Source organism: Dysosmobacter acutus (assembly GCF_018919205.1).
GTDB classification, from domain to species: domain Bacteria; phylum Bacillota; class Clostridia; order Oscillospirales; family Oscillospiraceae; genus Oscillibacter; species Oscillibacter acutus.
On the sequence record NZ_JAHLQN010000001.1, the window covers coordinates 788146 to 814129 of the forward strand.

20 protein-coding genes are annotated in these 25984 nt (G+C 60.1%); 6 read left to right on the forward strand and 14 right to left on the reverse strand.

What is annotated here, in order from left to right; genetic code table 11:
• Window positions 1-241: 241 nt before the first annotated feature.
• The 4 genes from groL to KQI82_RS03725 form a co-directional block, all read right to left on the reverse strand.
• Window positions 242-1873 carry a chaperonin GroEL gene (groL, locus tag KQI82_RS03710; RefSeq protein WP_216558917.1) on the reverse strand — a complete coding sequence of 544 codons (1632 nt, stop codon included), beginning with the start codon at window positions 1871-1873 and terminating at the stop codon, window positions 242-244.
• 100 nt (window positions 1874-1973) lie between these two features.
• Complete coding sequence (locus tag KQI82_RS03715; protein WP_187332476.1) at window positions 1974-2258, reverse strand: co-chaperone GroES; 285 nt, start codon at window positions 2256-2258, stop codon at window positions 1974-1976.
• A gap of 160 nt (window positions 2259-2418) precedes the next feature.
• Entirely contained in the window at window positions 2419-3345 is a 927-nt protein-coding gene (locus KQI82_RS03720) for a diacylglycerol/lipid kinase family protein (RefSeq protein ID WP_216558920.1), read from the reverse strand.
• Window positions 3346-3411: 66 nt separating this feature from the next.
• A complete protein-coding gene (locus KQI82_RS03725; protein WP_216633612.1) occupies window positions 3412-4524 on the reverse strand; it encodes a THUMP domain-containing class I SAM-dependent RNA methyltransferase in 1113 nt (370 codons plus the stop codon).
• Between the two features lie 309 nt (window positions 4525-4833).
• Here KQI82_RS03725 and KQI82_RS03730 point away from each other — a divergent pair, with 309 nt between their 5' ends.
• The 6 genes from KQI82_RS03730 to abc-f all read left to right on the forward strand — a co-directional run bounded on the left by KQI82_RS03730 (window position 4834) and on the right by abc-f (window position 11333).
• Window positions 4834-5289, forward strand: a complete 456-nt coding sequence (locus tag KQI82_RS03730) for an NfeD family protein (protein ID WP_241426604.1) — start codon at window positions 4834-4836, stop codon at window positions 5287-5289.
• Complete coding sequence (locus tag KQI82_RS03735; RefSeq protein WP_216558923.1) at window positions 5286-6188, forward strand: SPFH domain-containing protein; 903 nt, start codon at window positions 5286-5288, stop codon at window positions 6186-6188. The genes KQI82_RS03730 and KQI82_RS03735 overlap by 4 nt, the downstream gene beginning before the upstream one ends.
• Before the next feature lie 116 nt (window positions 6189-6304).
• Window positions 6305-7111, forward strand: coding sequence for a hypothetical protein (locus KQI82_RS03740; protein WP_216558928.1), 807 nt, complete (start codon window positions 6305-6307; stop codon window positions 7109-7111).
• A 67-nt stretch (window positions 7112-7178) separates the two neighbouring features.
• Window positions 7179-8462, forward strand: coding sequence for an MBOAT family O-acyltransferase (locus tag KQI82_RS03745; protein ID WP_216558931.1), 1284 nt, complete (start codon window positions 7179-7181; stop codon window positions 8460-8462).
• A 12-nt stretch (window positions 8463-8474) separates the two neighbouring features.
• Complete coding sequence (locus KQI82_RS03750; RefSeq protein WP_216558933.1) at window positions 8475-9560, forward strand: DHHW family protein; 1086 nt, start codon at window positions 8475-8477, stop codon at window positions 9558-9560.
• A gap of 294 nt (window positions 9561-9854) precedes the next feature.
• A complete protein-coding gene (abc-f, locus tag KQI82_RS03755; RefSeq protein ID WP_216558936.1) occupies window positions 9855-11333 on the forward strand; it encodes a ribosomal protection-like ABC-F family protein in 1479 nt (492 codons plus the stop codon).
• Window positions 11334-11430: 97 nt separating this feature from the next.
• Here the strand turns inward: abc-f and KQI82_RS03760 are convergent, their stop codons facing one another.
• From KQI82_RS03760 to KQI82_RS03810, 10 genes are all read right to left on the reverse strand, one after another.
• A complete protein-coding gene (locus KQI82_RS03760) occupies window positions 11431-13086 on the reverse strand; it encodes a ribonuclease J (protein WP_216558939.1) in 1656 nt (551 codons plus the stop codon).
• Between the two features lie 510 nt (window positions 13087-13596).
• Complete coding sequence (locus tag KQI82_RS03765) at window positions 13597-16521, reverse strand: putative bifunctional diguanylate cyclase/phosphodiesterase (RefSeq protein WP_338148941.1); 2925 nt, start codon at window positions 16519-16521, stop codon at window positions 13597-13599.
• Window positions 16522-16798: 277 nt separating this feature from the next.
• Window positions 16799-17638, reverse strand: coding sequence for a DegV family protein (locus KQI82_RS03770; protein ID WP_216558942.1), 840 nt, complete (start codon window positions 17636-17638; stop codon window positions 16799-16801).
• Window positions 17639-17822: 184 nt separating this feature from the next.
• Entirely contained in the window at window positions 17823-19343 is a 1521-nt protein-coding gene (gene xylB, locus KQI82_RS03775; RefSeq protein WP_216558946.1) for a xylulokinase, read from the reverse strand.
• 52 nt (window positions 19344-19395) lie between these two features.
• Window positions 19396-20256, reverse strand: coding sequence for a MurR/RpiR family transcriptional regulator (locus KQI82_RS03780; protein WP_216558949.1), 861 nt, complete (start codon window positions 20254-20256; stop codon window positions 19396-19398).
• A gap of 98 nt (window positions 20257-20354) precedes the next feature.
• A complete protein-coding gene (locus KQI82_RS03790; RefSeq protein WP_277602901.1) occupies window positions 20355-21665 on the reverse strand; it encodes a glycine/betaine/sarcosine/D-proline family reductase selenoprotein B in 1311 nt (436 codons plus the stop codon).
• Between the two features lie 14 nt (window positions 21666-21679).
• Window positions 21680-22984 (reverse strand): glycine/sarcosine/betaine reductase component B subunit, encoded by a 1305-nt coding sequence (locus KQI82_RS03795; RefSeq protein WP_216558955.1) that lies wholly within the window; start codon window positions 22982-22984, stop codon window positions 21680-21682.
• 22 nt (window positions 22985-23006) lie between these two features.
• Window positions 23007-24290: a TRAP transporter large permease gene (locus KQI82_RS03800; RefSeq protein WP_216558958.1), complete on the reverse strand. Its 1284-nt coding sequence runs from the start codon at window positions 24288-24290 to the stop codon at window positions 23007-23009.
• On the reverse strand, window positions 24291-24782 hold the full coding sequence (locus tag KQI82_RS03805; protein ID WP_216558961.1) for a TRAP transporter small permease: 492 nt from the start codon (window positions 24780-24782) through the stop codon (window positions 24291-24293).
• A gap of 93 nt (window positions 24783-24875) precedes the next feature.
• A complete protein-coding gene (locus KQI82_RS03810; protein WP_216558964.1) occupies window positions 24876-25946 on the reverse strand; it encodes a TRAP transporter substrate-binding protein in 1071 nt (356 codons plus the stop codon).
• Window positions 25947-25984 lie beyond the last annotated feature (38 nt).

A 25984-nucleotide genomic window follows, 5' to 3' on the forward strand; every position in this document is an offset into this window, starting at 1 on the left:
ACAACAAGACGCCTGAACCACTGAAAAAGGGAAAGAACATCACGATGGTTACGCTGGAGGAACTCCGCGGGATCATCGGCTGTACTCCCAACGATATTGTTGAATTCAAGTAGGACCGCCATGGCAAGTACATTGCACATGGCAGTTTTTTTGTATCGGCGAATCAAAAAAACACCGCTGTCCGCAATTGCGGACAGCGGTGTTTTTATCAATCAAGGGCTTGCTGATTGGTAGCGGTCTCTTAATACATCCCGCCCATGTCGCCCATGCCGGGAGCCGCGGCGGGTGCGGGAGGCTCGGGCTTGTCGGCCACAAGAGACTCGGTGGTCAGGACCATGGCGGAGACGGAAGCGGCGTTCTCAAGAGCGCAGCGGGCCACCTTGGCGGGATCGATGATGCCGCTGGCGACCATGTCGCAATACTCTTCCTTATAGGCGTCGAAGCCGTAGCCCTTCTTGCCGGACTCGCGGACCTTCTCGAGGATGACGGAGCCGTCCAGGCCGGCATTGGCGGCGATCTGACGGATGGGGGCCTCCAGAGCCTTGGCGATCAGGCGCACGCCGGTCTTCTCATCGCCCTCTACGCTGTTCAGCAGGGCTTCCACGGCGGAGATGACGTTGACAAAGATGGTGCCGCCGCCGGCAACCACGCCCTCTTCCACAGCGGCGCGGGTGGCGTTCAGCGCATCCTCGATGCGGAGCTTCTTCTCCTTCATCTCAGTCTCGGTGGCTGCGCCGACCTTGATGACGGCCACGCCGCCGGCCAGCTTGGCCAGGCGCTCCTGGAGCTTCTCACGGTCGTAGTCGGAGGTGGTGACGGAGATCTGGCTGCGGATCTGGCCCACGCGGTCCTTAATGGCCTGGGAGTCGCCGGAGCCGTCCACAATGGTGGTGGTCTCCTTGGTGACCTTGACCTGACGGGCGCGGCCCAGCATGTCAACAGTGGCTTCCTTCAGCTCCAGGCCCACCTTCTCGCTGATGACGGTGCCGCCAGTGAGGGTGGCGATATCCTGCAGCATCTCCTGACGGCGGTCGCCGAAGCCGGGGGCCTTGACGCACACCACATTCAGCGTGCCGCGCAGACGGTTGACAATCAGGGTGCTGAGGGCCTCGCCCTCCACATCCTCGGCGATGATCAGCAGCTTCTTGCCGGCCTGGACCAGCTGCTCCAGGATGGGCAGGATGTCGGCGATGACGGAGATCTTCTTATCGGTGATCAGAATATAGGCGTCGTCTAAGTTGGCCTCCATCTTCTCGGTGTCGGTGACCATATAGGGGGTGATATAGCCGCGGTCGAACTGCATGCCTTCCACGACCTCGCTGTAGGTCTCGGCGGTCTTGGACTCCTCGATGGTGATGACGCCGTCGGCGCTGACCTTCTCCATGGCCTCTGCGATCAGCTTGCCGATCTCGTCGTCGCCGGAGGAGACGGCGCCCACGCGGGCGATGTCCTTGGTGCCGTCCACGGTCTTGGCCAGATTCTTGACCTCGGCCACTGCGGCCTCAACAGCCTTGGACATGCCCTTTTTCAGCACAATGGGGTTGGCGCCGGCGGCCAGGTTCTTCAGGCCCTCGTGAATCATGGCCTGGGCCAGCAGCGTGGCGGTGGTGGTGCCGTCGCCGGCCACATCGTTGGTCTTGGTGGAAACTTCCTTCACCAGCTGGGCGCCCATGTTCTCAAACGGATCCTCCAGCTCGATCTCCTTGGCGATGGTGACGCCGTCGTTGGTGATCAGGGGAGAGCCGAACTTCTTGCCCAGGACCACGTTGCGGCCCTTGGGGCCCAGGGTGACCTTTACGGTATCGGCAAGGGTGTTGACGCCGGTCTCCAGCGCCTTGCGGGCATCCTCACCGCGCTTAATCAGCTTAGACATAATTTATTACCTCCAAAATAGAAGAGTTTGTTTTTTTGATCTCTGCTTTGCCGCCGAACCCGAAAGAGCGTCCCGGCGGACTCTGGATGACAACAGCGGATTATTCCACGATGGCCAGGATGTCGCCCTGACGAACCACCACGTACTCCACGTCCTCCAGGGTGACCTTGGTGCCGGCGTACTTATCGGTGATGACCTTATCTCCGGCCTTGACGGTCATGGTGATGGTCTTGCCGTCCACCACGCCGCCGGGGCCCACGGAAATGACCTCGGCAACGGAAGGCTTCTCCTTGGCGGAGCCGGTGAGGATAATGCCGCCCTTGGTGGTCTCCTCGGCCTCTACCATCTTCAAAATGACGCGGTCTGCAAGCGGGGTGAGTTTCATGAAAATTGCCTCCTTATTGTATTATATAATTTTTGAATGAACGGAACCAGCGTTAGCACTCTTGCCTCCTGAGTGCTAACGCTGCTATCATAGTACATTGTTTTCCATTTGTAAAGGGGGTAGCGGGAGAAATTCTGTAAAGAATTTGTGAATAGACCTGTCAGCGGGCGGTTTTGTTGCAGTCGCAGCCCCTGGGGCCAAAAAAGTTGAGCCGCTTGCCGGCCAGGCGCACCGTCACGTCGTGGGAGCGGAAGCATTCGCCGTCCAGGCAGGTGACGATCTCCCCGGCGTCGGAGTGGATGCGGACCTCTTTGGCCCGGACCACCCGGGCCAGGTCAGGGAAGCGGGCGTACTGACCGTCGGAGTAGGGGCGGAAAAATCGGGCAAAGGTGGGGCGGCTCACTTTTTTGACCAGGATGGTCTCCAGCACGCCGTCGTCCATCCGGGCCTCGGGCACGGGCGTGGAGCCGCCGCCGTAGTACCGGCCGTTGCAGGTAGCCACCAGGGCGAACTCGTCGGTCACCTCCTCCCCGTCCACGGTGACGGTCCAGCGCTGGCCGATGCCCTTGAAGAGAAAGTTGACGGCCACGGAGGCAAGGTAGCTGCCCCGGCCGCTGAGCAGCGGATGGTCGCCGTATGTATGCACATCCTCCGCCACCCGGGCGTCGATGCCGGAGCAGGCGATGGTGGTGCAGTACCTGCCGTTGCACTCGATGAGGTCCAGGGGGAAGACGTCGCCGTCCCACAGGTTTTCAGCATCGGCAAAGCGGGGCATGTCAGCGCCGAAGTTTTTCAAAAAATCGTTTCCCGTGCCCACGGGGATACAGGTTACGGCCACATGCTCAAAGCCGGCGGCGCCATTGGCCACTTCAAAGATGGTGCCGTCGCCGCCGCAGGCGTAAAGGCGGATGGGTTCCCCGCTCTCCGCCGCCTTGCGGGCCAGCTCCGTGGCATGGCCGGGGCTTTGGGTCAGCATACAGGCGCAGTCCAGGCCGTGCTTTTGACGCAGCTTCTCCGCCATGGCCAGAATGCGGCTGGCCTGGCTGCGCTTACCGGCGCTGGGGTTGATGATAAAGATGTGCTTCATAGGTCCTCCTTCCGGTCAAAATCCAATACGGTTCGTAAAAATTCGACCAGAAATTACATATGGTAGTTATTTTCCCCCGTAGAAGAAGGCGTCACACTTGATCATCCCGTTGTATAGCTTGCGCTTTTTCAACGCCGGACGGCCGAAGGAACGCTCAAACTCCGTGTGGGAGGAGAGCACCACCACCCGCCACTTGGGAGGCAGGGTCAGCAGCGCCTTGCCAAACATCCTGTAAAGGGCTTCCGCTTCCGAGCGCTCCATGAGCCGCTCGCCATAGGGGGGATTGGTGACCAGCTGGCCGTACTCGCTGTCACGGCGGAACGCGGCGGCGTCGGCCACCTCAAAGCGGACGCAGTCGTCCACCCCGGCAAGCTCCGCGTTGTGCCGGGCAAGCTCCACCGCCGCCGGGTCGATATCGCCGCCCCAGATGTCATAGGCGCCGTGGAACTCCCGGTCCATGGCCTCCTGGGCCGCGTCGGTCCAGAGACGGGAGGGCAGGGTTTTCCACCGCTGGGCGGAAAAGCTGCGGTCCAGGCCCGGCGCCCTGTTTTTGGCAATGAGGGCGGCCTCGATGGGAATGGTGCCGGAGCCGCAGAAGGGGTCGCAGAAGGGGTCGCGGCTCCGGTAGCGGGACAGCGTCACCAGGGCGGCGGCCAGCGTCTCCCGCAGCGGCGCGCCCATGTTCCGGGCCCGATAGCCCCGCTTGTAAAGACCGTCTCCGGAGGTGTCCAGATACAGCGTGGCCACGTCCTTGATGATGGAGAACTGAATCTGGTAGCGGCTGCCGGTCTCCGGCAGCGTCTCCACGCCGTAAGACTGCCCCAGCCGTTTGGCGGAGGCCTTCTTCACAATGGCCTGGCAGGCCGGAACTGAGTGGAGGATGGAGTTCAGAGTGTAGCCCTTGACGGGGAACTCGCCATCCCGGGGGATGTAGTCCTCCCAGGGCAGGGCGCGGACGCCCTCAAAAAGCTGGTCAAAGGTGGCGGCGGGGAAGGAGCCAAGCTCCATCAGCACCCGGGCGCCGCAGCGCAGGTTCAGGTTCAGCCGGGGAATGTCGGCCTCCGAGCCCAGGCAGTGAACCCGGCCGTTTTCCGCACGGACCTCCCGAAGGCTTAGGCGTTTCATCTCGTCGGCCACCAGACTCTCCAGGCCGAAGAGGCAGGGGACGGTCAGCGTCATTGTCATAAAATGCTCCATTCTGCCGCTGTGCAGAAAAAATAAGACTCCACCAGCGGCGTATGGAGTGTCTCTGATATGCCGCCGCGCGTTCAGCCGGCGCGGCGCATTCAAATTGAAACGGCTGTTGAATATGCATGGAACAGCATCCGGAGTAATTTCCAGAAACAGTATAACAAAAGGGAGGGGAAAGTGCAAATTGAAGAAGCGGGAAAATGATAACAATTTCTTAAAAAGAATCCGGTGGAAATGAAACAAAAGATATGGTATACTGCGTCTATAGGCAAAAGTGTTAAAAGAAAGGAGAAACACATGATCCCTGTAATGACGATCGTCTGGCTCATCGCCATCGTGGTATTCGCGGTGGTGGAAGCGGTGACGGCAGGGCTGGTCTCCATTTGGTTTGTGGCCGGGTCCCTGGCGGCGCTGATCGCGGCCATCGCCGGAGCCAGTGAACTTGTACAGATTATCCTCTTTGTGGCGGTCTCCGCCATAGCGCTGGCGGTGACCCGGCCGCTGGTGAAAAAATACGCCCGCGGCAAAGCCGTGCCCACCAATCTGGACCGGGTCATCGGCGAGCATGGCAAGGTAACAGAGGAGATCAACAACGACAACGCAACCGGCGCCGTCTATGTGGACGGCAAGACCTGGACCGCCCGCAGCGTGGACGGCACAGTGATCCCCGCCGGCGAGCAGGTTCAGATTGTGAAAATGGAGGGCGTCCGGCTCTTCGTAAAATTAAGTGAAAAATTGGAGGTAGTCAAATGAATGGTTTGGGCTGGATTCCCGTATTGGTGCTGGTACTGCTGATCGTGCTGCTCATCATCACCAACATCCATATTGTGCAGCAGTCCCGGGCGTATGTGGTGGAGCGCCTGGGCGCTTTCCACAGCGTGTGGAACGTGGGTATGCATTTTAAGGTCCCCTTTATTATGCGCATTGCAAAGAAGGTATCCCTGAAGGAGCAGGTGGCGGACTTCGCGCCCCAGCCTGTGATCACCAAGGACAACGTCACCATGCAGATCGACACGGTGATCTATTTCCAGATCACCGATCCCAAGCTTTATACGTACGGCGTGGAGCATCCCATGAACGCCATTGAGAACCTGACGGCCACCACGCTGCGAAACATCATCGGCGACATGGAGCTGGATCAGTCCCTGACAAGCCGCGACATCATCAACTCCCGGATGCGCGCCATTTTGGACGAGGCCACCGACCCCTGGGGCATCAAGGTCAACCGGGTGGAGCTGAAGAACATCATCCCGCCCAAGGAGATCCAGAACGCCATGGAGAAGCAGATGAAGGCGGAGCGCGAGCGCCGTGAATCCATCCTCCAGGCCGAGGGCCAGAAGGCCAGCCAGATCCTTGTGGCCGAAGGTGAGAAGGAGTCCGCCATTTTGCGGGCCGACGCCGCCAAGCAGGCCGCCATTATGAAGGCCGACGGCGAGGCCCAGGCCATCAAACTGGTACAGGAGGCTCTGGCCGCTTCCATCAAACTGATGAACGAGGCGAATCCCAACGACCAGGTCATCAAGATTAAGGCCCTGGAGGCATTCCAGAAGGTGGCGGACGGGCAGGCCACCAAGATCATCATCCCCTCTGAGATTCAGGGCCTGGCAGGGCTTGCCGCCTCCGCCAAGGCTCTCATGGAATCCGACAAGTAAAGAAGACCGGCTTCTGCACGGCAGGCGGGGAGACCCGCCTGCCGCTTTTTGAGGAAACTTTTTTCCATTCGTTGCGTCTAAGGGAGCAGTAACAAGAAAGAAAGGAAATCAACGACATGAAAAAACTCTTTGCCCTGCTGCTGAGCCTGAGCCTGATGCTCTCTCTGGCCGCCTGCGGCAGCGACAACAGCTCCTCCGGATCTTCCGGCTCCTCCTCCGGCGAGGGGTCCTCCTCGTCCAGCGACCTGCCGGTCTCCGGCGGCGTAATCGATGTGGAGGATGGAGGGAGCGATTCCTCCGATGCGCCGGAGAACCTTCCAGCCGGTGAGGATGCGGGAGATGTGGACAATTCCCCGGCCACGGACCCTGCCGGAGATGCAAAGCCGGTGAATCCACCGGCCTCCAAGCCCTCCGGCGGTAACACCTCCAAGCCCTCCGGCGGAGGAAGCAGCAGCTCTAAGCCCTCCGGCGGCAGTTCTTCCTCTGGCAGCGCGTCCAAGCCCGATGGCGGCGCTTCCTCCGGCTCATCGTCCTCCGGCAGCTCCTCCTCTTCTGAAGAGAGCCTCAGCGACCTGATGGGCACCATTCTGGATGGAGTGGAGACCCCCAATTACAGCATCAGCGAGCTGGCCGGCGACAGCTTCCCCTACATGCTCTTCATCGACCAGCCCAGGGGCGCCACAGCGGTCAGCGCCGACGCCATGATCGGCTCCATTGCCCACTCCGTGGTGCTGATGCGGCTGCCGGACGGCTCCGACGCGGAGGGAATCGCCAAACAGGTGAAGGACAACGCAGATCCCCGTAAGTGGATTTGCGTGGAGGCGGAAAAGACCATTGTCAAGACCAGCGGGAACCTGGTGCTGCTGGTGATGTCCGACACGGCTACGGCTGACGCCATTGCCGCCAACTTCGACGCCCTGTAAGAACCATATGAAAGCAGCCTCTTCCTTGGGAGGGGCTGTTTTTTCTGAGTGAAAGGAACCGACCGGTATGCAGCTTTCGTCTCTCATTTTCCTGTACGCCTTTTTACCCCTGACACTGCTTGCCTCTTATCTGACCCCCAGGCGGTGGCGCGGCGCCGTGCTGGCCGGGGCCAACGCTTTGTTTTGCGCCTTTGGCGGCCCGTCCTCCCTGCTCCTGCTGTTGGTAAACATCCTTTTGGGATGGAGGGGGTGCGTTGCGCTCCGTCAAAATAGAGGCACGGCAAAGGGGAGGGCGCTGCTAACGTGTTTTGCCGCCGCCCATCTCCTTGCGCTGCTGGCCCTGCGCTATGGCGGCTTTTTTGCACAGGCGCTGAACGCGCCGCCGCCCCAGTGGAGCGCGCCGATAGGGCTCTCCGTCTACACGCTGGCACTGATCGGGGCGGAAGCAGACGTGTTCCGGGGTCGGGCAGAACCGGTGGAGAGCATTCTTTCCTTTGCGGCCCTGACCAGCTTTTTCCCGGCTCTGGCGGGGGGCGTGGTGGCGCGTCTGCCCGGTGAGGCGCCGCTCCGCTCCTGGGAAACGGCCGCCGGCGGGGCCAGAAAAGCGGTGTGCGGTTTGGGAAAGCAGGTGATTTTGGCCGGGCCGCTGTGGGAGATTGCCTTTCACGCATCAGGAGAGGCCAGCGTGCTTCACGCTTGGTTATATGCCGGAGCGGTGACGCTGGGGAGCTACCATTTTCTCTCCGGCTGGGCGGATATTTCTTCCGGGCTTGGGCAGCTCTTTGGGCTTCGGATGCCGGAAAACTTCCGCTATCCTCTGACAGCCTCCTCCCCGCTGGAATTCCAGGACCGGTGGATGATGTCTGTGAACGGCCTGCTGCGCGGCGTGCTGCCCGGAGAGGCCGCGGTGATCCTGTTGGGGCTGTGGCTCCAGCCGGGATGGAACGGGCTTCTCTGGGGCGTGCTTTGGTGCGCGGCCCTGATGGCGGAAAAGCGCTTGGGAGCGCTTCACGGTCCGCTGGGCAGAATCTGGGTGATCGCGCTGTGCGCGGTGGGCTCCGTGGTGCTGATGGGGAACGGCCCTGCGGGAGCGCTTGGGGACTTGGGCGCTCTGGTGGGCTGGGGCGGCATACCCCTGACCGGTGAGGAAGGCTTTTACCAATTGAGAAGCGCCGCCGTGCTGCTGATCGCGGCCGCCCTGGGCGCCACGCCTGTGCCGGGGCGCATCCATCAAAGGATCTCCGGACAAAAGTGGATGGCTCTGGCGGAGCCGATCGCCGCCGCCGCGCTGCTGGCGCTGGTGACAGGCTTTTTGGCCGAAGGCGTCCCGGGGGCTTGGTTTACACTGTAGGGAGGAGAAGAGATGGACAAGCTGAAACAAATTCTGACCGCGTCTCTTTTGGGGCTGATGGTCCTTGTCTTTTCCCTTGCGGGGCTTTTGCTGCCGGATCAGGAGAGCTCCCGGGAGGAGCGGCGCAAACTCCAGACCCTCCCGGAATTTTCCTGGAGCAGGGATTATGGAGAGGATCTTGAAACGTATTTTGCCGACCAGATGATCCTGCGCCGGGAGCTGCGGACGGCAAAGGGCTGGTTTTCCACCAAGGTGATGGGGCGGCTGGATAACGGAGGCTATTATCAGGCAGGAAATGTGATCTGCAAGATGGAATATCCCCTGGATGAAAAGCAGGTGGGATATGCCGCGGACCGTCTGGCCGGTGTATATGAGGACTTTTTGAAAGGAACCAACCTCCGCTGGGCGGTGATTCCCGACAAGGGATACTACGCCGGGGAGGGCCGTCCGGGACTGGACTACGAACGGCTGGCGGAGCGGATGTTGGAATCATTAGGCGATTGGGGGGAGTATGTGGACCTCTTCGAGGTGCTGAGCCTGGAGGACTACTATGCCACAGACACCCATTGGCGGCAGGAACGCCTCTTCCCGGCCGCGGCCGCTCTTCTTAAGAGCTTTGGCCTGGAGGGGCCGGATCGGAAGCACTACACGGCCCATGAGATAGATGGGTTTATGGGAGCCTACTTCGGCGCCTCCGGCCTCCCGGCAAAGCCGGAGACGCTGACTTATCTCACCAGTCCCTTGACGGAGCATGCGGTGGTCACCAGTGCGGAGGAGGCGGGCACGATGCCGCTTTACACCCTGAACCAGTGGGAGGAATCCCTGGACGGCTACAACATCTTTTTGGGCGGGCCCCAGGCGGTGGTGACGGTGGAGAACCCATTGGCGGAGGAGGAGCGGGAGCTGGTGCTCTTTCGGGACTCCTTCGGCAGTTCCATTGCGCCGCTGCTGTTGGAGGGATACAGCAAGGTGACTCTGGTGGACCTGCGCTACATTGCCCCGGAGCTGCTGCCCCAGTACGTGGACATGGCGGCGGCGGATGATGTGCTGATGCTCTTTTCCGTGCAGGTTCTCAATGCCGGGAGGATTTTGAAGTAAGCGCTTGACAGGGTGGGAAAAGACCGGTACAATACAGAAGAACCAGTCGGAAAGACCGGAATCCAATGAGATGGGAGTTGGGAAGATGCGTCACATTTCTTGCTGAAAAGACAGCGTCGGGGGAAGTATGCCCTGGCGCGGAGGCAGGAAAGTGAACGGTATCTTCTTTTGCCATAGGATGCGTGCGCCCTCATAGGGGCGGATTGGCGCTGCTGTGAGCTGCGGGAAAGATCGCTTTCCTGCGGCTCATTTTTTTACGCCCCCAGGGCGTGGCGCCAAGGAGGAATACAAGATATGTCAATGATTCAGGTGACCAATCTCACCTTCGCCTATGAGGGCAGCTATGATTTCATTTTTGAGGACGTCAGCTTTCAGATCGACACAAACTGGAAGACAGGCCTCATCGGGCGCAACGGACGTGGCAAGACCACGCTGCTGCGCCTGCTGCGGGGGGAGTTCGACTACGAGGGCTCCATTGAAGCCCCGGTGGATGTTGACTACTTTCCCAATCCGGTGCCGGACCCGTCGCTCTCCACGGCGGATGTGCTGGAGCGGATATGCCCGGAGGCCATGGAGTGGGAGCTGCTCCGGGAGTTAGGGCAGCTGAAGGTGGACGGCTCCGTGCTCCGCCGCCCCTTCTCCACGCTGTCTGGCGGCGAACAGATCAAAGTGCAGATGGCGGCCCTTTTTTGCAGGGAGAGTCATTTTTTGCTGTTGGATGAGCCCACAAACCATCTGGACGCCGATGCGAGGCGCACAGTGGCCGCCTATCTCAGGGGAAAGCGGGGGTTCATTCTGGTCTCCCACGACAGGGCCTTTTTAGACGGCTGTGTGGACCATATTCTCTCCATCAACAAGTCCAATGTGGAAGTGCAAAGGGGCACATTTTCCTCTTGGTGGGAGAATAAACAGCGCCAGGACGCCTGGGAGCAGGAGCGAAACCAGCAGCTCCGCCAGGACATCGGACGGCTCCAGTCGGCTGCCGACCGGGCGGCACAGTGGTCAAGCCGGACGGAAAAGGGGAAATTCCATGCGGAAAACTCCGGACTGCGGCCGGACAGGGGCTTTGTGGGCCACAAGGCGGCCAAGATGATGCAGCACTCCAAGTCCATTGAGCAGCGGCGGAGAAAGGCCGCGGAGGAAAAGGGGGAGCTGCTGAAAAACTTGGAGAAGGCGGAGCCGCTGAAGCTTCATCCCGTTTTGTACCACGCCTCCCGGCTGGTGGAGCTGCGGAGTGTGTCCGTGGCCTATGACGGCCGGGAAGTCTGCGCCCCGGTGAGCTTTACGCTGTGCCGGGGGGAGCGGATCGCTCTGAGCGGCCGCAACGGCTCCGGAAAGTCCAGCCTGCTGCGGCTGATCTGCGGGGAGGAGGTGCCCCACACCGGCGTGTGCACGGTTCCGGACCGGCTGATCATCTCCCGTGTGCCCCAGAGCACCGAAGGGCTGCGGGGACCGCTGAGGTGCTATGCCCGGGCCTGCGGCGTGGACGAGACGCTGTTTCTGGCCATATTGCGCAAGCTGGACCTCGATCGGGTTCAGTTTGAAAAGGACCTGAGCGAGTACTCCGAGGGGCAGAAGAAAAAGGTGCTCATTGCCAGAAGCCTTTCTGAGAGCGCCCACCTGTATGTCTGGGACGAGCCGCTGAACTATATCGACATCTACTCCCGCATGCAGGTGGAGGAGTTGATCCGGGAGTTTCAGCCCACCATGCTCTTTGTGGAGCACGACGCAGCCTTCCGGGAAAACGCGGCCACGGCGGTGGTCGACCTGTAACAAGCGGCACCCGGTCGGAGAATATCCGGTGCCGGCCATGAAAAAAGGGACGCGTCCAATCGGACGCGTCCCTTTTTCCTATCAGTGGATTTGCGCATCACAGCCGGGTCACAACGGGAATGACCATGGGGCTGCGCTTGGTGGTTTTGAAGAGGTAGTTGCTGACCGCGGACTTCACCGTGCCCCGCAGCTCGCCGTCATCCCGGCGCTTGCGGGAGCCGGACTCAGCGGCCTCCATGGCTACGTTTTGAAGCTCCGCCATCAGGCTTTCCGATTCCTTCACATAGATGAAGCCCCGGGTGATGATCTCGGGCGGGGAGAGCAGAGCGCCGTTTTGGGCGGACACGGGCAGCACCACGACCACCATGCCGTCCTCCGCCAGACGCTTGCGGTCCCGCAGGACCACCGCGCCCACATCGCCCACGCCGGAGCCGTCCACAAATACCTCTCCGGAGGGAACGGAGCCGTTGAGCTTCATGGTCTTGGTGGTCAGCTCAATGATGCTGCCGTTTTCCGCAATGGCCACATGGGTGGGCTCGATGCCCATGTCCTGGGCCAGGCGGGAATGAATCTGCAGCATCCGCTGCTCGCCGTGGAGCGGGACAAAGAACCGGGGACGGGTCAGGGCGTGGATGATCTTCAGCTCCTCCTGGCAGGCGTGGCCGGAGACGTGAAGCATGTCGCTGCGGTTGTAGCAAACCTCCACACCCTTGCGGAAGAGCTCATTGACCACCCGGCTGACGGTCTTTTCGTTTCCGGGGATGGCGGAGGCGGAGATGATGACCTTGTCGCCAGGACCCACATCGATCTGCTTGTGGGTGGAAAAAGCCATGCGGTACAGAGCGGACATCTCCTCGCCCTGGCTGCCGGTGGTGACGATGACCTGCTTGTTCTTGGGCAGGGACTTGATTTTGGCAATGTCCATCAGGGTGTTTTTGGGCACCTTCATATAGCCAAGCTCTGTGGAAACCTTCATGATGTTCTCCATGCTCCGGCCGGTGACAGCCACCTTGCGGCCGTTTTCCGCGGCGGCGTCGATGACCTGCTGAACCCGGTGGACGTTGGAGGCAAAGGTGGTGACGATGATCCGCTGGTCGCATCCGGCAAACAACCGCTTAAAAGTGTGGCCCACCGCCTTTTCACTCATGGTGAAGCCGGGCCGCTCCACGTTGGTGGAGTCGGCGCACAGGGCCAGCACGCCCTCCTTGCCCAGTTCGCCCAGACGGGCCAGATCGATGACCTCGCCGTCGATGGGCGTGGAGTCGATCTTGAAGTCGCCGGTATGGACCACTGTGCCCATATGGGTGTGGATGGCAAAGGCCACGGAATCAGCGATGGAGTGGTTTACGTGGATGAACTCCACGTTGAACTTCCCCGCCCGGACCGTTTCGCCGGCCTCCACGGTGATGAGCTTGGTGGACTTGATGAGCCCGTGCTCCTCTAACTTGAGCTTGACCAGCCCCGCGGTCAGGCGGGTGCAGTAGATGGGCATGTTCACCTGCTTGAGCACGTAGGGGATGGCTCCGATGTGATCCTCATGCCCGTGGGTCAGAAACAGTCCGCGGATGCGGCTGCGGTTCTTGATGAGGTAGCTCACGTCGGGAATCACCAGGTCGATGCCATAGAGGTCGTCACCCGGAAAGGCCATGCCGCAGTCCACCACGATGATTTCACCGCCGAATTCGTATACGGTCATGTTCTTGCCGATCTCGTTGAGCCCGCCAAGAGGGATGATTTTCATTTTTTCTGCCATAAATTCTGAATACTCCTTTTGCTTATCAAAATATGTAGAGAATCCCCCGGACAGCAGACGCGAAAAAAGCCGCACAAAAGTAAGCGGTGATGCCGGAAAGCCTCACCGCGGAAAGTGGACGCCCGCTCCCGGCCGGCCCCGTTACGCCGTCGGGAAGAGGGAACGCATCCGCTTTTCGATTGGGATTATCGTCTATAAAACCGGCGTAGACCACCGGTTCAATACAAATCAAATGGGAGGACCAGGGCAAAAGGCTGTCCGCCGGCGGACGACACGCATCCAAGCGAATCAAAAGGCGGTCAGTGGAGCCGATCCGATTCCCAATTTATATTAGTATACCACGACTGTATAAATTTGTATACTACTTCCTGCAAAATAACTTTTTCATGCGGAGCGATATGGATAAGATGCCCGGTTTTTTGCATTTTGAAGGCAGGAAAAATTTAACTATGCCTTCGGATAAACGCATCAAAGGCGCCGTATGGAACATACGGCGCCTTTGCGGAAAAATTATGATTGAAGAAGGAAACTGCGGCGGAATTCTTCGGCGGGAAGGGGACGGCCCAGAAGAAATCCCTGAATATAGCTGAGGGACATGGAGCGCACCGCGTCAAATTCATCCTCCGTCTCCACGCCTTCCAGGCACGTGTCGATGCCCAGTACGCCGCACAGCTCCACCACAAGGCGCAAAAAGGCGCTGTCAAAGGTGCTGGACTGGATGCCCTTGACAAAGGTGCGGTCAATTTTGGCAATGTCGATGGGCGCGGTTTTCAGCACGCCAAGGGAGGAGTAGCCGGTGCCAAAATCGTCCATCGCAACACGGATGCCGCTGCGCCGGGTATCGGTGAGCAGCTGCGCCACCCGGTCCATGTTGGCGGCAAGGTAGCTCTCCGTCAGCTCCAGCACAATGTGGCGGGGGTCAGCCCCTGACTCCTTTACGGTGTCCAGCATAAAGGGGAAGAAGCTTTCGTCCTGGAGCTGGAGATAGGAGAGGTTGATGCTGATGGCAAGGTCGGACATATCCCGTTCCCAGCTGACGCAGGTGGATAAGACCTCACGGAAGATCCAGCGTCCCACCGGCAGGATCAGCCCGCTCTGCTCCAGCAGGGGAATGAACTCGGCAGGGGAGACCGGCCCATACTTGGCGCAGCTCCATCTGGCCAGCGCCTCGGCGCCGATCACCTGACGGGACATGTTGAAGACTGGCTGGTAGTACAGTTCAAAGTTCTCAAAGCCATGCTCCACGCTTTCCCGCAGCAACTCCGTCAGTTCAAGGGTGCGGCGCCGGCCCGCCACGATCTCGTGGGTATAGCGCTCCAGGCGGTTTTTGCCCCGCCGCTTGGCGTACTCCAGCGCATAGGAGGCGCAGCGGGCGAGCTCCACATAGGAGGAGCCGTTGTCCGGCGCAAACACACAGCCGCCGGAGAGGGTGCAGTAAAACTTCTTCTCATCGAAGACCTGCTGTTCACTGAAAGACTCCCGGATGAGACGGAACAGCTGGTCGGCGGCGGTGCGGCTGCTGCCACGCATCAATATGGCAAATTCGTCGCCGTCCAGCCGGTACACAGTGGAATTGGGGGGCAGCAGGGACCGCAGCCGGTGGGCCACGATGCGGATGACCTCGTCTCCGAACACGCGGTCGTACAGGGAGTTGATGTGCTTGAAGTCGTCGATGCCCAACAGCATAAAGGTCAGCGGCTTGGGGGTGGAACCATCCAGCAGCTGCGTCACATCGTTTTCCAACTCGAACTTGTTAAAAAGCCCGGTCAGCGGGTCCAGCTTGTTCTTTTTGCCCAGATTGGTAATGAACCCCGCGAACAGGGCGGGATCGCCGGATTCATCCCGCTGGAGATGTCCCCGGCAGCGCAGCCACAGCCATTCGCCCCGCACGTTCTGAGCCCGGTACTCCACGCAGTGGACGTCGGTGCGCCCATCGATGATCTCCTGGTTTGACTCCAGAAAGACCCGCTTGTCGTGGGGATGCACTTTGGCGCCCCAGACCGCCGCCGCATTGGGGATGACCTCCCCGGGAAGGCCGAACTCCGCCACCATGGCGCTTGTATAACGAAAGACGCCGGTTTTCATGTCGCAGACATAGACATAGTCGTCTGTACTTGCCACAAGGGCGTCATAGAGGAGGTTGGCGTCATAGGAAAAGGGGGCGCTGGGGCCTCGGCTCTGGGGCTGATCCAGCAGCGCCTCGGCGCGGCGGATGTGTACTCTGCGCTTTTGCTGGTACATGCGCTCGTCCGCCCGGGCCAGCGCGTCCTGCATTGCAATCCGGTCCCGCACCTCGATCACACCATAGCAAAAGGCGTCTCCCTCCGGGAAGAAGGCGGGGCGATCCCGGCTAAGCTCCTCCAGCATTGCCTGAATCCGGGCGGTGGCCTCATTTTGCCGCACGCCGGGCAGCACAGCCACGAACTCGTCTCCGCTCAGACGCATGAAGAACTCCTCCCCGTGGAGCATCCGGCGCACTGTGGAGGCCACGCGCTTTAGGAGGCTGTCGCCGGCGGCGTGGCCATGGAGGTCGTTGACTGCTTTCAGCCCATTGACATCCAGCATGCACACGCACAGCGGTTCTCCTCCGCCGATCTTTTCCAGCAGAAGGGAGAGGGACTGTTTGCCAGCCCGACGGCTGAGGGCCCCGGTGAGCTCGTCGATCATGGCGGCCTGATAGAGGCGGCGGGTTTCCGTGACATCGGTGGAGTGATGGAAATGCACCAGCCGCCCGTCGGTCCAGCGCATCAAGCTGTCGTAGTTTTCATAGGTGCGTCCGGTGACGGGGTTTTGCTCCTCCCACACACAGGAGGGCGCGCTGCCGTCCTCGGTCAGCATCTGCACGGGGCAGAAGGCACACCGGCCCTGCTGGCCGTACTGGAGCACCTGCCAGCAGAGTTTTCCCTCCGGGTCCTCCAGGCTGAAGGCCTGCTTCATGGCCTGGTTCATGAAGAGAATCTCGTCGGTCTGGGGATCGGTGACGTAAATACAGGCGTTGGTGCTGTCCATCATTTTGCTCCAGACCCAATTCTGAAGGGAAGCGTCCCGCCGGTCCCACTCGGCGCGCAGCGCGTAGGCATAGACGGCGGCGATGCTCTCCAGCAGCGGATGCTCCGCCTCCGGCCATGGGCCGTCGCCGCGGGCAAAGCAGACAGCGCCGAAAGCGCCTCCCTCCTGCAGCCGAAGCTGCCGGGCAAAAAGCCGCCCATCCTCCGGAGGGACGGACGCGCCGTCTTTTGCAAGCTGCTTCAGCAGCTGCCGGATGGGCCCGGGTATCTCCGCTTCCCGAGGGTCCACAAAAAAGGATTCCTCCATTTGTGCATGGGGCGTGCAATAGAGGTAAATGCAACATAAGCCCTGGGCCGCGCGCATGGCGAACTGCCCAAGGCTGTACAATTCAAGGGTGAGCGCGGAAGGGATTTCATTTGCTGCCACAGGGAAGGCCCCTTTCGTCTCCGTATCCCGGCGGAAAGCAGGTGAACCGTCCATGTCGCTTCCGCGGAATGCGGGTAATATAGTCCGCGTCCGGAAAAGCCGGGGCAAAGAGCCGGCGGCTGTGCCGCGGAGACTGTTGTGCTGTTGAATTATTATATCATGCTTTGACGCCGCCGGGCAAATGATTTTCAAAGATTGACGCCCATGCGCCGATTCAAAAACAAAAAAAGAGCGGGCAGCTTTGCTGCCCGCCGCTGAAGTCAATGGTCGCCGGCCCTCAATAGGCCACCAAAATGCCCTTTTCCATGGCGTAAAAGCTGCAAAGCCCCTTGCAGCTGTAAAGCGTGACACTGGAGACGGGAAGCTCCTGGAGGATCAGCTGCTTGAGCTTCATGGCGCCTGCCAGGTTTTCACAGTGGGAGATGGTCACCGGAAGGCCATCCAAAGACTTGTTCTCCGCCATCATTCTGACGATGGACTTATAGGTTTTCATTTCGCCTCTGGCCTTTCCGGCGATATGGATGGTGCCCTGGGGCGTATTGTCCGCGATGACGTGGATGCCTAAGTTGGTGAGGACGGAGCCCACAAAGGATTTCATCCGACCGGCCTTGATGAGGTTGCTGAAATTGCACAGCGTGAAAGTGATCCGCAGCGAGGCGGCATACTCCCGCAGTGCCCGGGCAACGTCTTCAAAGCTTCCGCCTGCCTCGATGAGTTCCTTGGCGCGAAAGGCGATAAGCGCGGACACAGTGCCCGCGGCTTTGGAATCGATGATGCAGATTTTTTTCTCCGGATGGGTTTCCAATACCATGTCCCGGGCTGTCATGGCGGCGTTATACGTGCCGGACAGCTGGCTGGAGATAGTGACACAGATGGAGTTGTCAGCCTGCAAAAAAGACTGCACAAAGGCGTCCGGAGAGGGACAGGCGGTGGAGGAGGCGTCCTTGGAGCACTCCATGGCCTGAAGGAGCCTGGGGATGGAGAGACTGCCGTCATCCACGTATTCCTTATCGCCCACAAGCAGCTTCAGCGGGATGACGTCAAAGCGCGCCGCGTCACTGACCAGATCACTTTTACGCAGGTCGCAGCTGCTGTCACAAACAATATTCCAAGTCATATTGATCTCCTTACAATCTGATCTTCCATATTAGATTACAGCAGAAAGAAGAATTTGTCAATGCATGATATGCATTTCTCTGCTGATTGTATGAAAAAATGAGACGCCATTTCACGTTGGACCTGTGCCGCAACCTGGAGAAGCAAAAAAGACCCCCTGACGCGCAGGCGCCAGGGGGCGGATATTATTCCTCGGCGAATCGGGCCAGCTTCTCCCAGACGGGGGCGGACAGCTCCGACACCTCTTTGTAGATCTGGAAGAGCTTCATATACTTTGCGTGGTTTTCCGGATTGGGCAGGTAAGACTTCTTCATGCGGATGCAGGTCCTGGCGGCCTCCATCTCATCGGCGAAGACACCCACGCCCACGCCGGCCAGCAGCGCCCCGCCGAAGGAGGACTCCGCGTGCTCGGGCATTTTGACCTCCAGGCCGAAGATATCGCTGACGATCTGGCACCACAGGGGGCTCTTGGCGCCGCCGCCGATGATCACAATGTCCTCCATGCTGGTAGTGAACTCCTTGAGCACCTGGAGGCAGTCATAAAGGCTGAAGGCCACGCCCTCCAGAAGGGCACGGGCGAAATGGGCCTTGGTGTGGACCATGCTGACGCCGAAAAAGTCGCCTCTTGCGTTGGGGTTGAAGAGGGGGCAGCGCTCACCCAACAGGTAGGGGTGGAAGATCAGCCCCTGGCAGCCCAACTCCGCGGAGGCGGCCTGCTCATCCATCAGCCGGTAGACGTCCGTGCCCTCTTTTTCACACTGGGCCCACTCGGCCGGATACAGGCTGTCGCGCATCCAGCGGTAGGCGGAGGCGCAGCTGTTGGTGGCTGTGACGGTATACCACTTGCCCTCGACAGAGTAAGGGTAGGTGAAGGATTTGGCGTGGGGATTGGCTTCATTTGTGACCAGGTTCACGTTGCCGGCGGTGGCCAGCTTGATGATGATCTGGCCCTCATTGACGGCGCCGGCGCTGAAGTCCTCGGCCGCCGTATCGGAGCAGCCGGCGATGACGCTCAGGCCCTCCGGCAGCCCCGTGCGCTCGGCCACCTCCCGGCGGACCGTGCCCACGATGTCCTTGGTCTTGCGGATCTCCGGCAGGACCGAGAGGGGCAGGTCAATGAGGCCGCACAGCTCGCCGGACCAGCACTCCCTGCGGGCGTCGTAGAGCAAACTGCCCTGGGCGTCCACCACGTCGGTGCAAAAGTCGCCGGTGACATAGGAACGAACATAGTCCTTGGTGAAGAGCAGGCGGCGGATTTTTGCGTAGTTTTCCGGCTCGTTCTCCCTGACCCACATCAGCTGGGGCAGCGTCCAGGTGGGGGTGGGCATCTGCATGCCGATCTCAAAGATGGTGCTGCCGTGGTCCTCCTTCAGCCGGCGGCACTGGTCGCCGCTGCGCTGATCGTTCCACATGATGCACCGGCGGATCACCTGGCCCTGCTCATCAAGAAGCACGGCATTGTGGGTGGAGGCGGTGACTGCAAGGCCCAAAAGACCGTCAAACCCGTCGGACATCTGCTGGCGGCAGGACTGGACCGTGTTGACGAAAGCGTCGATCCAAAGCGCCGGGTCCTGTTCGGACCAGCCGGGCTTCATATGTTCGGATGGGTATTCCTGGAAGGCACTGGCCAAGATATTGCCCTCCGGGTCAATGACGGTGGCTTTGCAGCCTCCGGTTCCAAAGTCCACGCCGAATAGTTTTTTCATAGGATCTCCCCATTCAAGCTGCGATGCCGCCCGGGAAATACGGAACCGCAGGTCAGTATTTTTTGACAATCAGCGCCTTTTCCAGCGCCTCAAAGTTGTCGATGGCCTGCTCGCCCATCTTCAGCGCCACCCCGGTGTAGAGGGTGTCGATGATGGTCAGCTCAGCCATACGGGAAGAGATGGCATAGGTGCGGTACCTGGTCTCCTGAGAGTAGGTGTACAGACGGATGTTGGCCAGTTTGGACACGGGGGAGATGCCGTTGTTGGTGATGGAGATCACCGTGGCTCCCCGCTCCCGGGCCAGCCGGGCGGCGTCCGCCGCGTTCCGGGAGCTGCCCGAGTGGGAGATGGCCAGCACCACGTCCTCCGCAGTCAGAGAGGAGACGGCGATCATCTGAAGATGGTCGTCGGTGTAGGCGTGGGCGTCCAGCCCCACACGGAGAAGCTTGTGCTGGGCATCCATGGCAATGGCGCCGGAGTTTCCGTTGCCCAGCACCACAATGCGCCGGGCGGAGCACAGCGCGTCGATGCTGCGATTGACGGCGGTGGTGTCCATGGCCCTCTGGGTCATCACCAAGGTTTCGATGGCGCTGTTGAAGATCTTTTCAATGATGACCTCCGCCGGGGCGTCCGGCTGCAGGTCCTCATGGATCTTCTCCTGAGGCGTCACCAGCTCCCTGGCCACGCTGACCTTCAGCGCCTGAAAACCCCGGTAGCCCAGCTTGACGCACACCCGGGTGACGGTGGCCTCGCTGGTGCCCACCAGTTCGGCAAGCTCCGTGATGGAGGCGTAGATCAGCTGCCCCTGGTGGGCGGCCATATACTCCGCGGTCTCCCGCTCCTTTTTGGACAGGGAATCCAACTTTTCCTGCACACGGCTGTAAAAAGCGCCGCTGCCCATGTTCTCTTCCATTCGCTTTTGCCCCCTCATTGGACGTATTGTGTCATAAAATTTATTTTACACGCAATCAGGCCCCGGAGCAAATGAAACTTCCAGAAAATCAGGCCTTTTTACAGAATATCCTCCACCTCGCCGCGTTTGCCGGGGCGGGTGAGCATATCCAGGGCCTTTTCCACATAGCGGCGGCGGGAGGTCTTCTCATCCGCCGGGCTCAGGGAGGGGTTCCCCACAGGACAGGTGATGGCAAAGCCGCGGAGAATCCGGGAGGAACCCACGGACTTTGCAATGTCCACCACCGCGCAGATCTGCGTGACGGGGATGCCCACACGTTCAATTTCCTTTACAATCGTTGACCCGCAACGAGTGCTGGTGCCTCAGGTGGAGGTGAGAATGGCGGCGGTGATGCCCTTGTCCAAAAGCGCCTGGGCAATCTTCTGGCCCTTGGCCTTGGAGGCCGCCACGGAGGCGCAGTTGCCGCAGGCAACATAGACCTCGTCGTCCAGATAACCTAAGGCTCCCTGCTCCACCTCTTCCCGGAGAACGTCCACGGGGAACAGGCGGTAGGGGTTTTCCATCACCCAGGTGCCGTCATAGCCGCTGTGGATGACGAAATAGGGCTCCGCGATCAGCTGATCCCAGTTGTAGCAGCCTACGGTTGTGCTGCCGTTGGGCTTGAGCTTGTCGGGGTTGGTCTGAGGGATCAGTCCGCCGTCGCTGACCAGGGCCAGTCGGGCCGTCTTCAGATCGGCCACGGGAGGCGCGGGCTCCACCACATCGAAGTTGGGAGGCAGCAGCTCGCTTTTGAAGGGCTCTCCCTTGATCTTTTTCAGCAGCATCTCAATGGCCCGGTCCGCCGCGTTCTGAGGCTGCTCCTCGTTGAGAATGATGTCCCGGATCACATAGCCCTCGGACTCTGCGCTGCCGATGTGCTCGTGCTTTAAAAGACGTGCTCCGATGCTGGCCATGGTGGGGGCCACCTTGCGCAGCGTGGAGGAGAGGATGGCGGTTTTGACGATGTAGGTGTCCTTGCGGAAGAGGTCCACCGCCGGATTTTCCGGGAACATGCCGGTGACTGTGGGAATGCCAAGCTCGCGGCCCACCGCCGCGGCCATGTTGCCGCAGCTGATGCCGTAGCGCCCTGCGTTGAAGGCGGGGCCGGCGATAAAGAGGTCGGGCTTCAGGCCGCGGACCAGTTCCACGCCCTCGGCCACAGCCTTGTCCGTATTCTCTGCGAAATAGTTGTCGCCGCAGATCACAGTGCCCACCACGTCACAGTCGTCCTTCAGCAGGTTTTGAAACAGCAGGGCCGGGCCCACAGGCTCCTCTTTTACGCTGAAGCCCACATGGGCCATGTCCTCGCCGCCGATCTGACCGAAAAACTGGTTGACGTAGCAGACCACTCTCCATTTTTTCGCTTCCATATGTCCCTCCTTTCTCAATAGTCCACGGCCATGCCGTAGGAATAGCCCACCTGACTCATCAGGCCCACCTGCTTCATATAGGTGGAGCGGACCTGGCCCTTGGCGGGATCGCCGGTGGCGATCTTGTGGCCGCCGATGACGCCGTCGTCGCCGCTGAGATACAGCGCGTCCTCGGGTCCGCCCAAAAGGGTTTCCACAGGGGGCAGGGTAAAGTTGTGGTAATAGGTGCCGGAGCAGACAATGGAGTCCACATTCTGCTCGCTGATCATGCACTCAATGGCCAGGTTGCTCTTGCCGTTGAGGATCTGGATGATGGGTACGGCCTTGATGCCCAACTTTTCCGCCTCGCTGGCGATGGCGCCCACGCACAGCGTGGAGGCGCCGCCCACGCCCTTGGTGACAATGACGCCGTCGGCGTGGAAGACCTCTTTGAGGAGGTTGGCCGCCATTTTGGAGACCAGATAGCGGTGCTTTGCCTCCACGGAGGTGACGGTGATCAGCACGCCGGCAAAGTTCAAATCCTTGCCGTGGCGGCGCATCAGCTCCACGATCACGGGGTGGTTCTGAATCTCATAGGTGGTGACGCAGCGGAAGCCGCCGCACAGGGAGATGGCGCCGTCCAGGATCTCCGTGGGCTGCATGATGAGGGGCAGGCTGTCGGGGACAGCGTTGCCGTAGACCATGGGCTCACGGTAGTTCTGGGTGTCGTACTGCTTGGAATAGATCTGATAGGAGTAGGCGATGGAGGGAAGGTCCGGATACTGCGTCTCGTTGTCAAAGGTCTCGGAGCTGTCGGCCTCCACACCCAAGGTGGCCTTGGCAAGCATGACGCTGGTCTTGTATCCCACCCGGCGCACCGCCTCGCGGTAGTCGCGGAAATCCGCGTTCTCCGGGGCCATGGGCTCGATGACCAGCTCCGGCATCTTGGCATAGGGGTTGATGGCGGCGCATTCGCCGCTCATGTCAAAGGAACCCCACTTCCGGGACCAGTAGGTGTCGTTCTGGCACAGGACGATGCCCATGCCGTTCACCGCCCGGGTGATACCGGAACCGGCGATCTCGTACTCCTCCGTCAGCACGCCGGGCCAGTCAATGTTACCGGAGATCTTGCACCGGGGCTGCACCACATCCACCACATTGATGATGCGGGTGGAGTCCCCGGGACGGGCAATGTCAATTTTCAGAGTGTCGAAGCAGGGCTCCCCGGCGGCAAATGCCAGGATATCCTCTTTGTTCACATAGAGGATTCCATCACGGAAGCAGGTCTCGGCTCCGAACTGCAGATCCTTGATCTGGATGGTTTCAACGGTTAACTTCATTGGATCAGACTCCTTATAAAAACTACGCGCCCATCAAAAGGTTGGGTACAAATGTGATAATCGGCGGGAAGAGGTAGGCAAGAATCATGACGGCCAGGACGATCAGCACCACTGGCGCCACGTATTTGACCGCCTCCTTAAACGGGGCTTCAGCGATGTTCATGGACAGGAAGAGATACAGGCCCACCGGAGGCGTCAGGCCGCCCACCACGGTTGCGATGGAGAAGATGACGCCAAACACCAGGGGGTCCACGCCAAGGCTGGTGACAATGGGATATACAATGGGGAGGATGACCGCGGTAGCGGCCAGAGTCTCCATAAAGCAGCCGATGACCAGCATCAGAACAATGATGATCAGCACCACCAGAGTGGGGTCATTGGTGACGGAGAGCATGAAGTTCTTGATGGTGGTGGCCAGGTTCTCACGGGCGAAAATGTAGGAATAGATGTTGGAGATGCCCATAATCATCATCAGCATGGCGGAGGAAGAAGCCGCCCGCTTGAAGATGTTCACCAGGTCCTTCAGGTGCAGCGTGCGGTAAATAAAGAAGCCGCAGATCAGGCCATAGAGGCAGGCAACGATGCCGGACTCGGTGGCGGTAAACACGCCGGAGATGACGCCGCCCACAATGATGAGCGGGGTGATGAGGGCAAAGAAGGCATTTTTAAAGGCCTTCCATACATTTTTCCAGCTGAATGCTCCGCTGCCCGCGTCCACGTTGTGTTTCCCGGCGTACCAGCGGCACAGGATCATCAGGCAGATGCCGATGATGATGCCGGGGATCAGACCGCCGATGAAGAGCTTGCCGATGGAAAAGCCGGTCAGGGAGGCAAACACGATCATGTTGGTGCTGGGGGGAATGATGGGGCCCAGGGCGCCGGAACCGGCGATCAGGGCGGCGATGAAGGAGCGCTTGTAGCCGGCGGCCCTGAGTTCAGGGACCGTCAGGGAGCCCACCGCGCTCATGGTGGCCGCACCGGAGCCGGAGATGCCGGCAAAGATCATGTTGGCCAGCACGGAAACCATGCCGAGGCCGCCGCGGACCTGAGAAATGCAGGCGCGGCAGAAGTCCAGAATCCGCTTGGACAGCTTGGCGCCGCCCAGGATCTCACCGGCCAGGATAAAGAGGGGACCGGCCATCAGAGAAAAGGAGTTCATGCCGCGGACCGCCTGCTGCACGGCCATAAAGGGGGCGATGTCGCTGCCGAACAGAATGGCCAGCAGGCCGGAGAGGCCGATGGCAAAGCTGACGGGCACGCCCACCACAAGAAATACCAGAAGGGTGACTACTGCAATTGGTATCATTTACTTTTCCCCCTTTGCATACTGCTTGGCCAGCTTGGGAATGGCGCTGGCATAGGAGCAGAGCATCATGACAATTCCAAGAGGCACTGCCGCATAGATGTAGGAATAGGGAATCTGAATGGCGGCGCCTAAGGAGCTTCCGCTCTTTTGCACCAGGGCGATGGAGCCGGGGAAGAACATGATGAGGAACACCACGCAGATCAGCCGGGAGATGACGAACAGGGCCGCCCGGACCTTATTGCTCTTCAAAAAGCTGATGACGATATCCACCGACACGTGGCCGTCCACACGGATGGTCAGAGCGGAGCCGATGAAGGTGAGGTAGATGCCGCAAAAGCGCATGGCCTCCTCCGTCCAGGGGGGAGCGGCGTGGAAGATAAAGCGGCCGAAGACCTGGACGGAGCCCAGAATCAGGATCAGAATAAACAGGGCCATACAGAGGTAGGTCTGTATGTTTTCGATGACGCGGTCGATTTTCAATAGTGTTTTCATTCGCTTACCTGCCTTTCAATTGGAAGATGCGTGCGCACGAACGAGTCCGGTGCGCACGCATCACAAGCCGGCAATACTGGCTTTTGCTGGACCTTAGCCGTTCAGGGCTTCCATCTGAGCAATCAGATCGGCCTGGCCGTATTCATCTGCATACTTATCATAGATGGACTGGCAGGCGTCTCTCATGCGCTGGCGCTCCGCGTCGGAGACCTCATTGATCTCAACGCCGGCGTCGGCAATGGTCTTCTCCGCCTCGATGCCCAGGGCCTCACGGTCCGCCAGCTGCTTGGCCTGATTCTCTGCCAGGCACTCAACCAGAATCTGCTGCAGGTCCTCGGGGATGGAATTCCACTTGTCCTCGTTGATCAGGACGATGTAAGCCTGGCTCAGGTGACCGATCTTGGACATGTACTTGCCGATCTCCTGCAGGTTCATGCTCACAAGACCCACGTCATCGGCTTCCACCGCGTCGGCAACGCCCTGCTGCAAAACAGTGTAGGCCTCGCTCCAGGCGGAGGTGACGGTGCTGGCGCCCAGGGCGTTCCAGAGGTTCACGTACATCTCGGTCTCGGGGGTGCGCATCTTCAGACCCTTGATATCCTCCAGGGTGTTGATGGGATGGTTTTTCAGCAGGGGCTGACGGATGCCGTTGGAATAAGTGGTCAGAAGCTTCAGTCCGGTGCCCTCCAGCATCTCGGGAACGGCCTCGGGGATGATCTCATTGATGACCTTGATCTGAGAGGCCAGGTCCTTGTTCAGGAAGGGCAGGTTGAACACGCCAAGCTCAGGCAGGTTCAGCGCGGAAGCCCAGTCAGAGGCGTCGGCAAAGGTGATGTCCAGGGTGCCCATGGTGACCTGCTCCATCATCTCGCGGGCGGAGCCCAGCTGGCTGGCGGGATAGATGTTGAGCTGGATACGGCCGCCGGAGCGCTCTTCCACCAGGGGCTTGAGCTCTTCCGGAGCAATGTAAAGCGCGTGGCCGGGGTTCTGAATGTGGCCGAATTCCAGGACCACCTCAGGCTCGCCGGAACCGCCGGAGCTGCCCGAGGAAGCGGAGCCAGAGGAGCTTCCGCCGCTGGCAGCGCCGCCGCCACCGCCGCCACAGGCGGCCAGCATGCACACGCAGAGCAGTGCAGACAGAGTTGCAACAATCTTCTTTTTCATAGTGTACCTCCCATAATTCAACAAACGTCTTTTATTTT

Coding starts and splice junctions, on each gene's coding strand:
- KQI82_RS03715 (WP_187332476.1), bottom strand. CDS start 2,258: ATGAAACTCACCCCGCTTGCAGACCGCGTCATTTTGAAGATGGTAGAG.
- groL (WP_216558917.1), bottom strand. CDS start 1,873: ATGTCTAAGCTGATTAAGCGCGGTGAGGATGCCCGCAAGGCGCTGGAG.
- KQI82_RS03810 (WP_216558964.1), bottom strand. CDS start 25,946: ATGAAAAAGAAGATTGTTGCAACTCTGTCTGCACTGCTCTGCGTGTGC.
- KQI82_RS03745 (WP_216558931.1), top strand. CDS start 7,179: ATGCAGCTTTCGTCTCTCATTTTCCTGTACGCCTTTTTACCCCTGACA.
- xylB (WP_216558946.1), bottom strand. CDS start 19,343: ATGAAAAAACTATTCGGCGTGGACTTTGGAACCGGAGGCTGCAAAGCC.
- KQI82_RS03805 (WP_216558961.1), bottom strand. CDS start 24,782: ATGAAAACACTATTGAAAATCGACCGCGTCATCGAAAACATACAGACC.
- KQI82_RS03770 (WP_216558942.1), bottom strand. CDS start 17,638: ATGACTTGGAATATTGTTTGTGACAGCAGCTGCGACCTGCGTAAAAGT.
- KQI82_RS03760 (WP_216558939.1), bottom strand. CDS start 13,086: ATGGCAGAAAAAATGAAAATCATCCCTCTTGGCGGGCTCAACGAGATC.
- KQI82_RS03800 (WP_216558958.1), bottom strand. CDS start 24,290: ATGATACCAATTGCAGTAGTCACCCTTCTGGTATTTCTTGTGGTGGGC.
- KQI82_RS03725 (WP_216633612.1), bottom strand. CDS start 4,524: ATGACGCTGACCGTCCCCTGCCTCTTCGGCCTGGAGAGTCTGGTGGCC.
- KQI82_RS03750 (WP_216558933.1), top strand. CDS start 8,475: ATGGACAAGCTGAAACAAATTCTGACCGCGTCTCTTTTGGGGCTGATG.
- KQI82_RS03740 (WP_216558928.1), top strand. CDS start 6,305: ATGAAAAAACTCTTTGCCCTGCTGCTGAGCCTGAGCCTGATGCTCTCT.
- KQI82_RS03795 (WP_216558955.1), bottom strand. CDS start 22,984: ATGAAGTTAACCGTTGAAACCATCCAGATCAAGGATCTGCAGTTCGGA.
- abc-f (WP_216558936.1), top strand. CDS start 9,855: ATGTCAATGATTCAGGTGACCAATCTCACCTTCGCCTATGAGGGCAGC.
- KQI82_RS03780 (WP_216558949.1), bottom strand. CDS start 20,256: ATGGAAGAGAACATGGGCAGCGGCGCTTTTTACAGCCGTGTGCAGGAA.
- KQI82_RS03730 (WP_241426604.1), top strand. CDS start 4,834: ATGATCCCTGTAATGACGATCGTCTGGCTCATCGCCATCGTGGTATTC.
- KQI82_RS03720 (WP_216558920.1), bottom strand. CDS start 3,345: ATGAAGCACATCTTTATCATCAACCCCAGCGCCGGTAAGCGCAGCCAG.
- KQI82_RS03735 (WP_216558923.1), top strand. CDS start 5,286: ATGAATGGTTTGGGCTGGATTCCCGTATTGGTGCTGGTACTGCTGATC.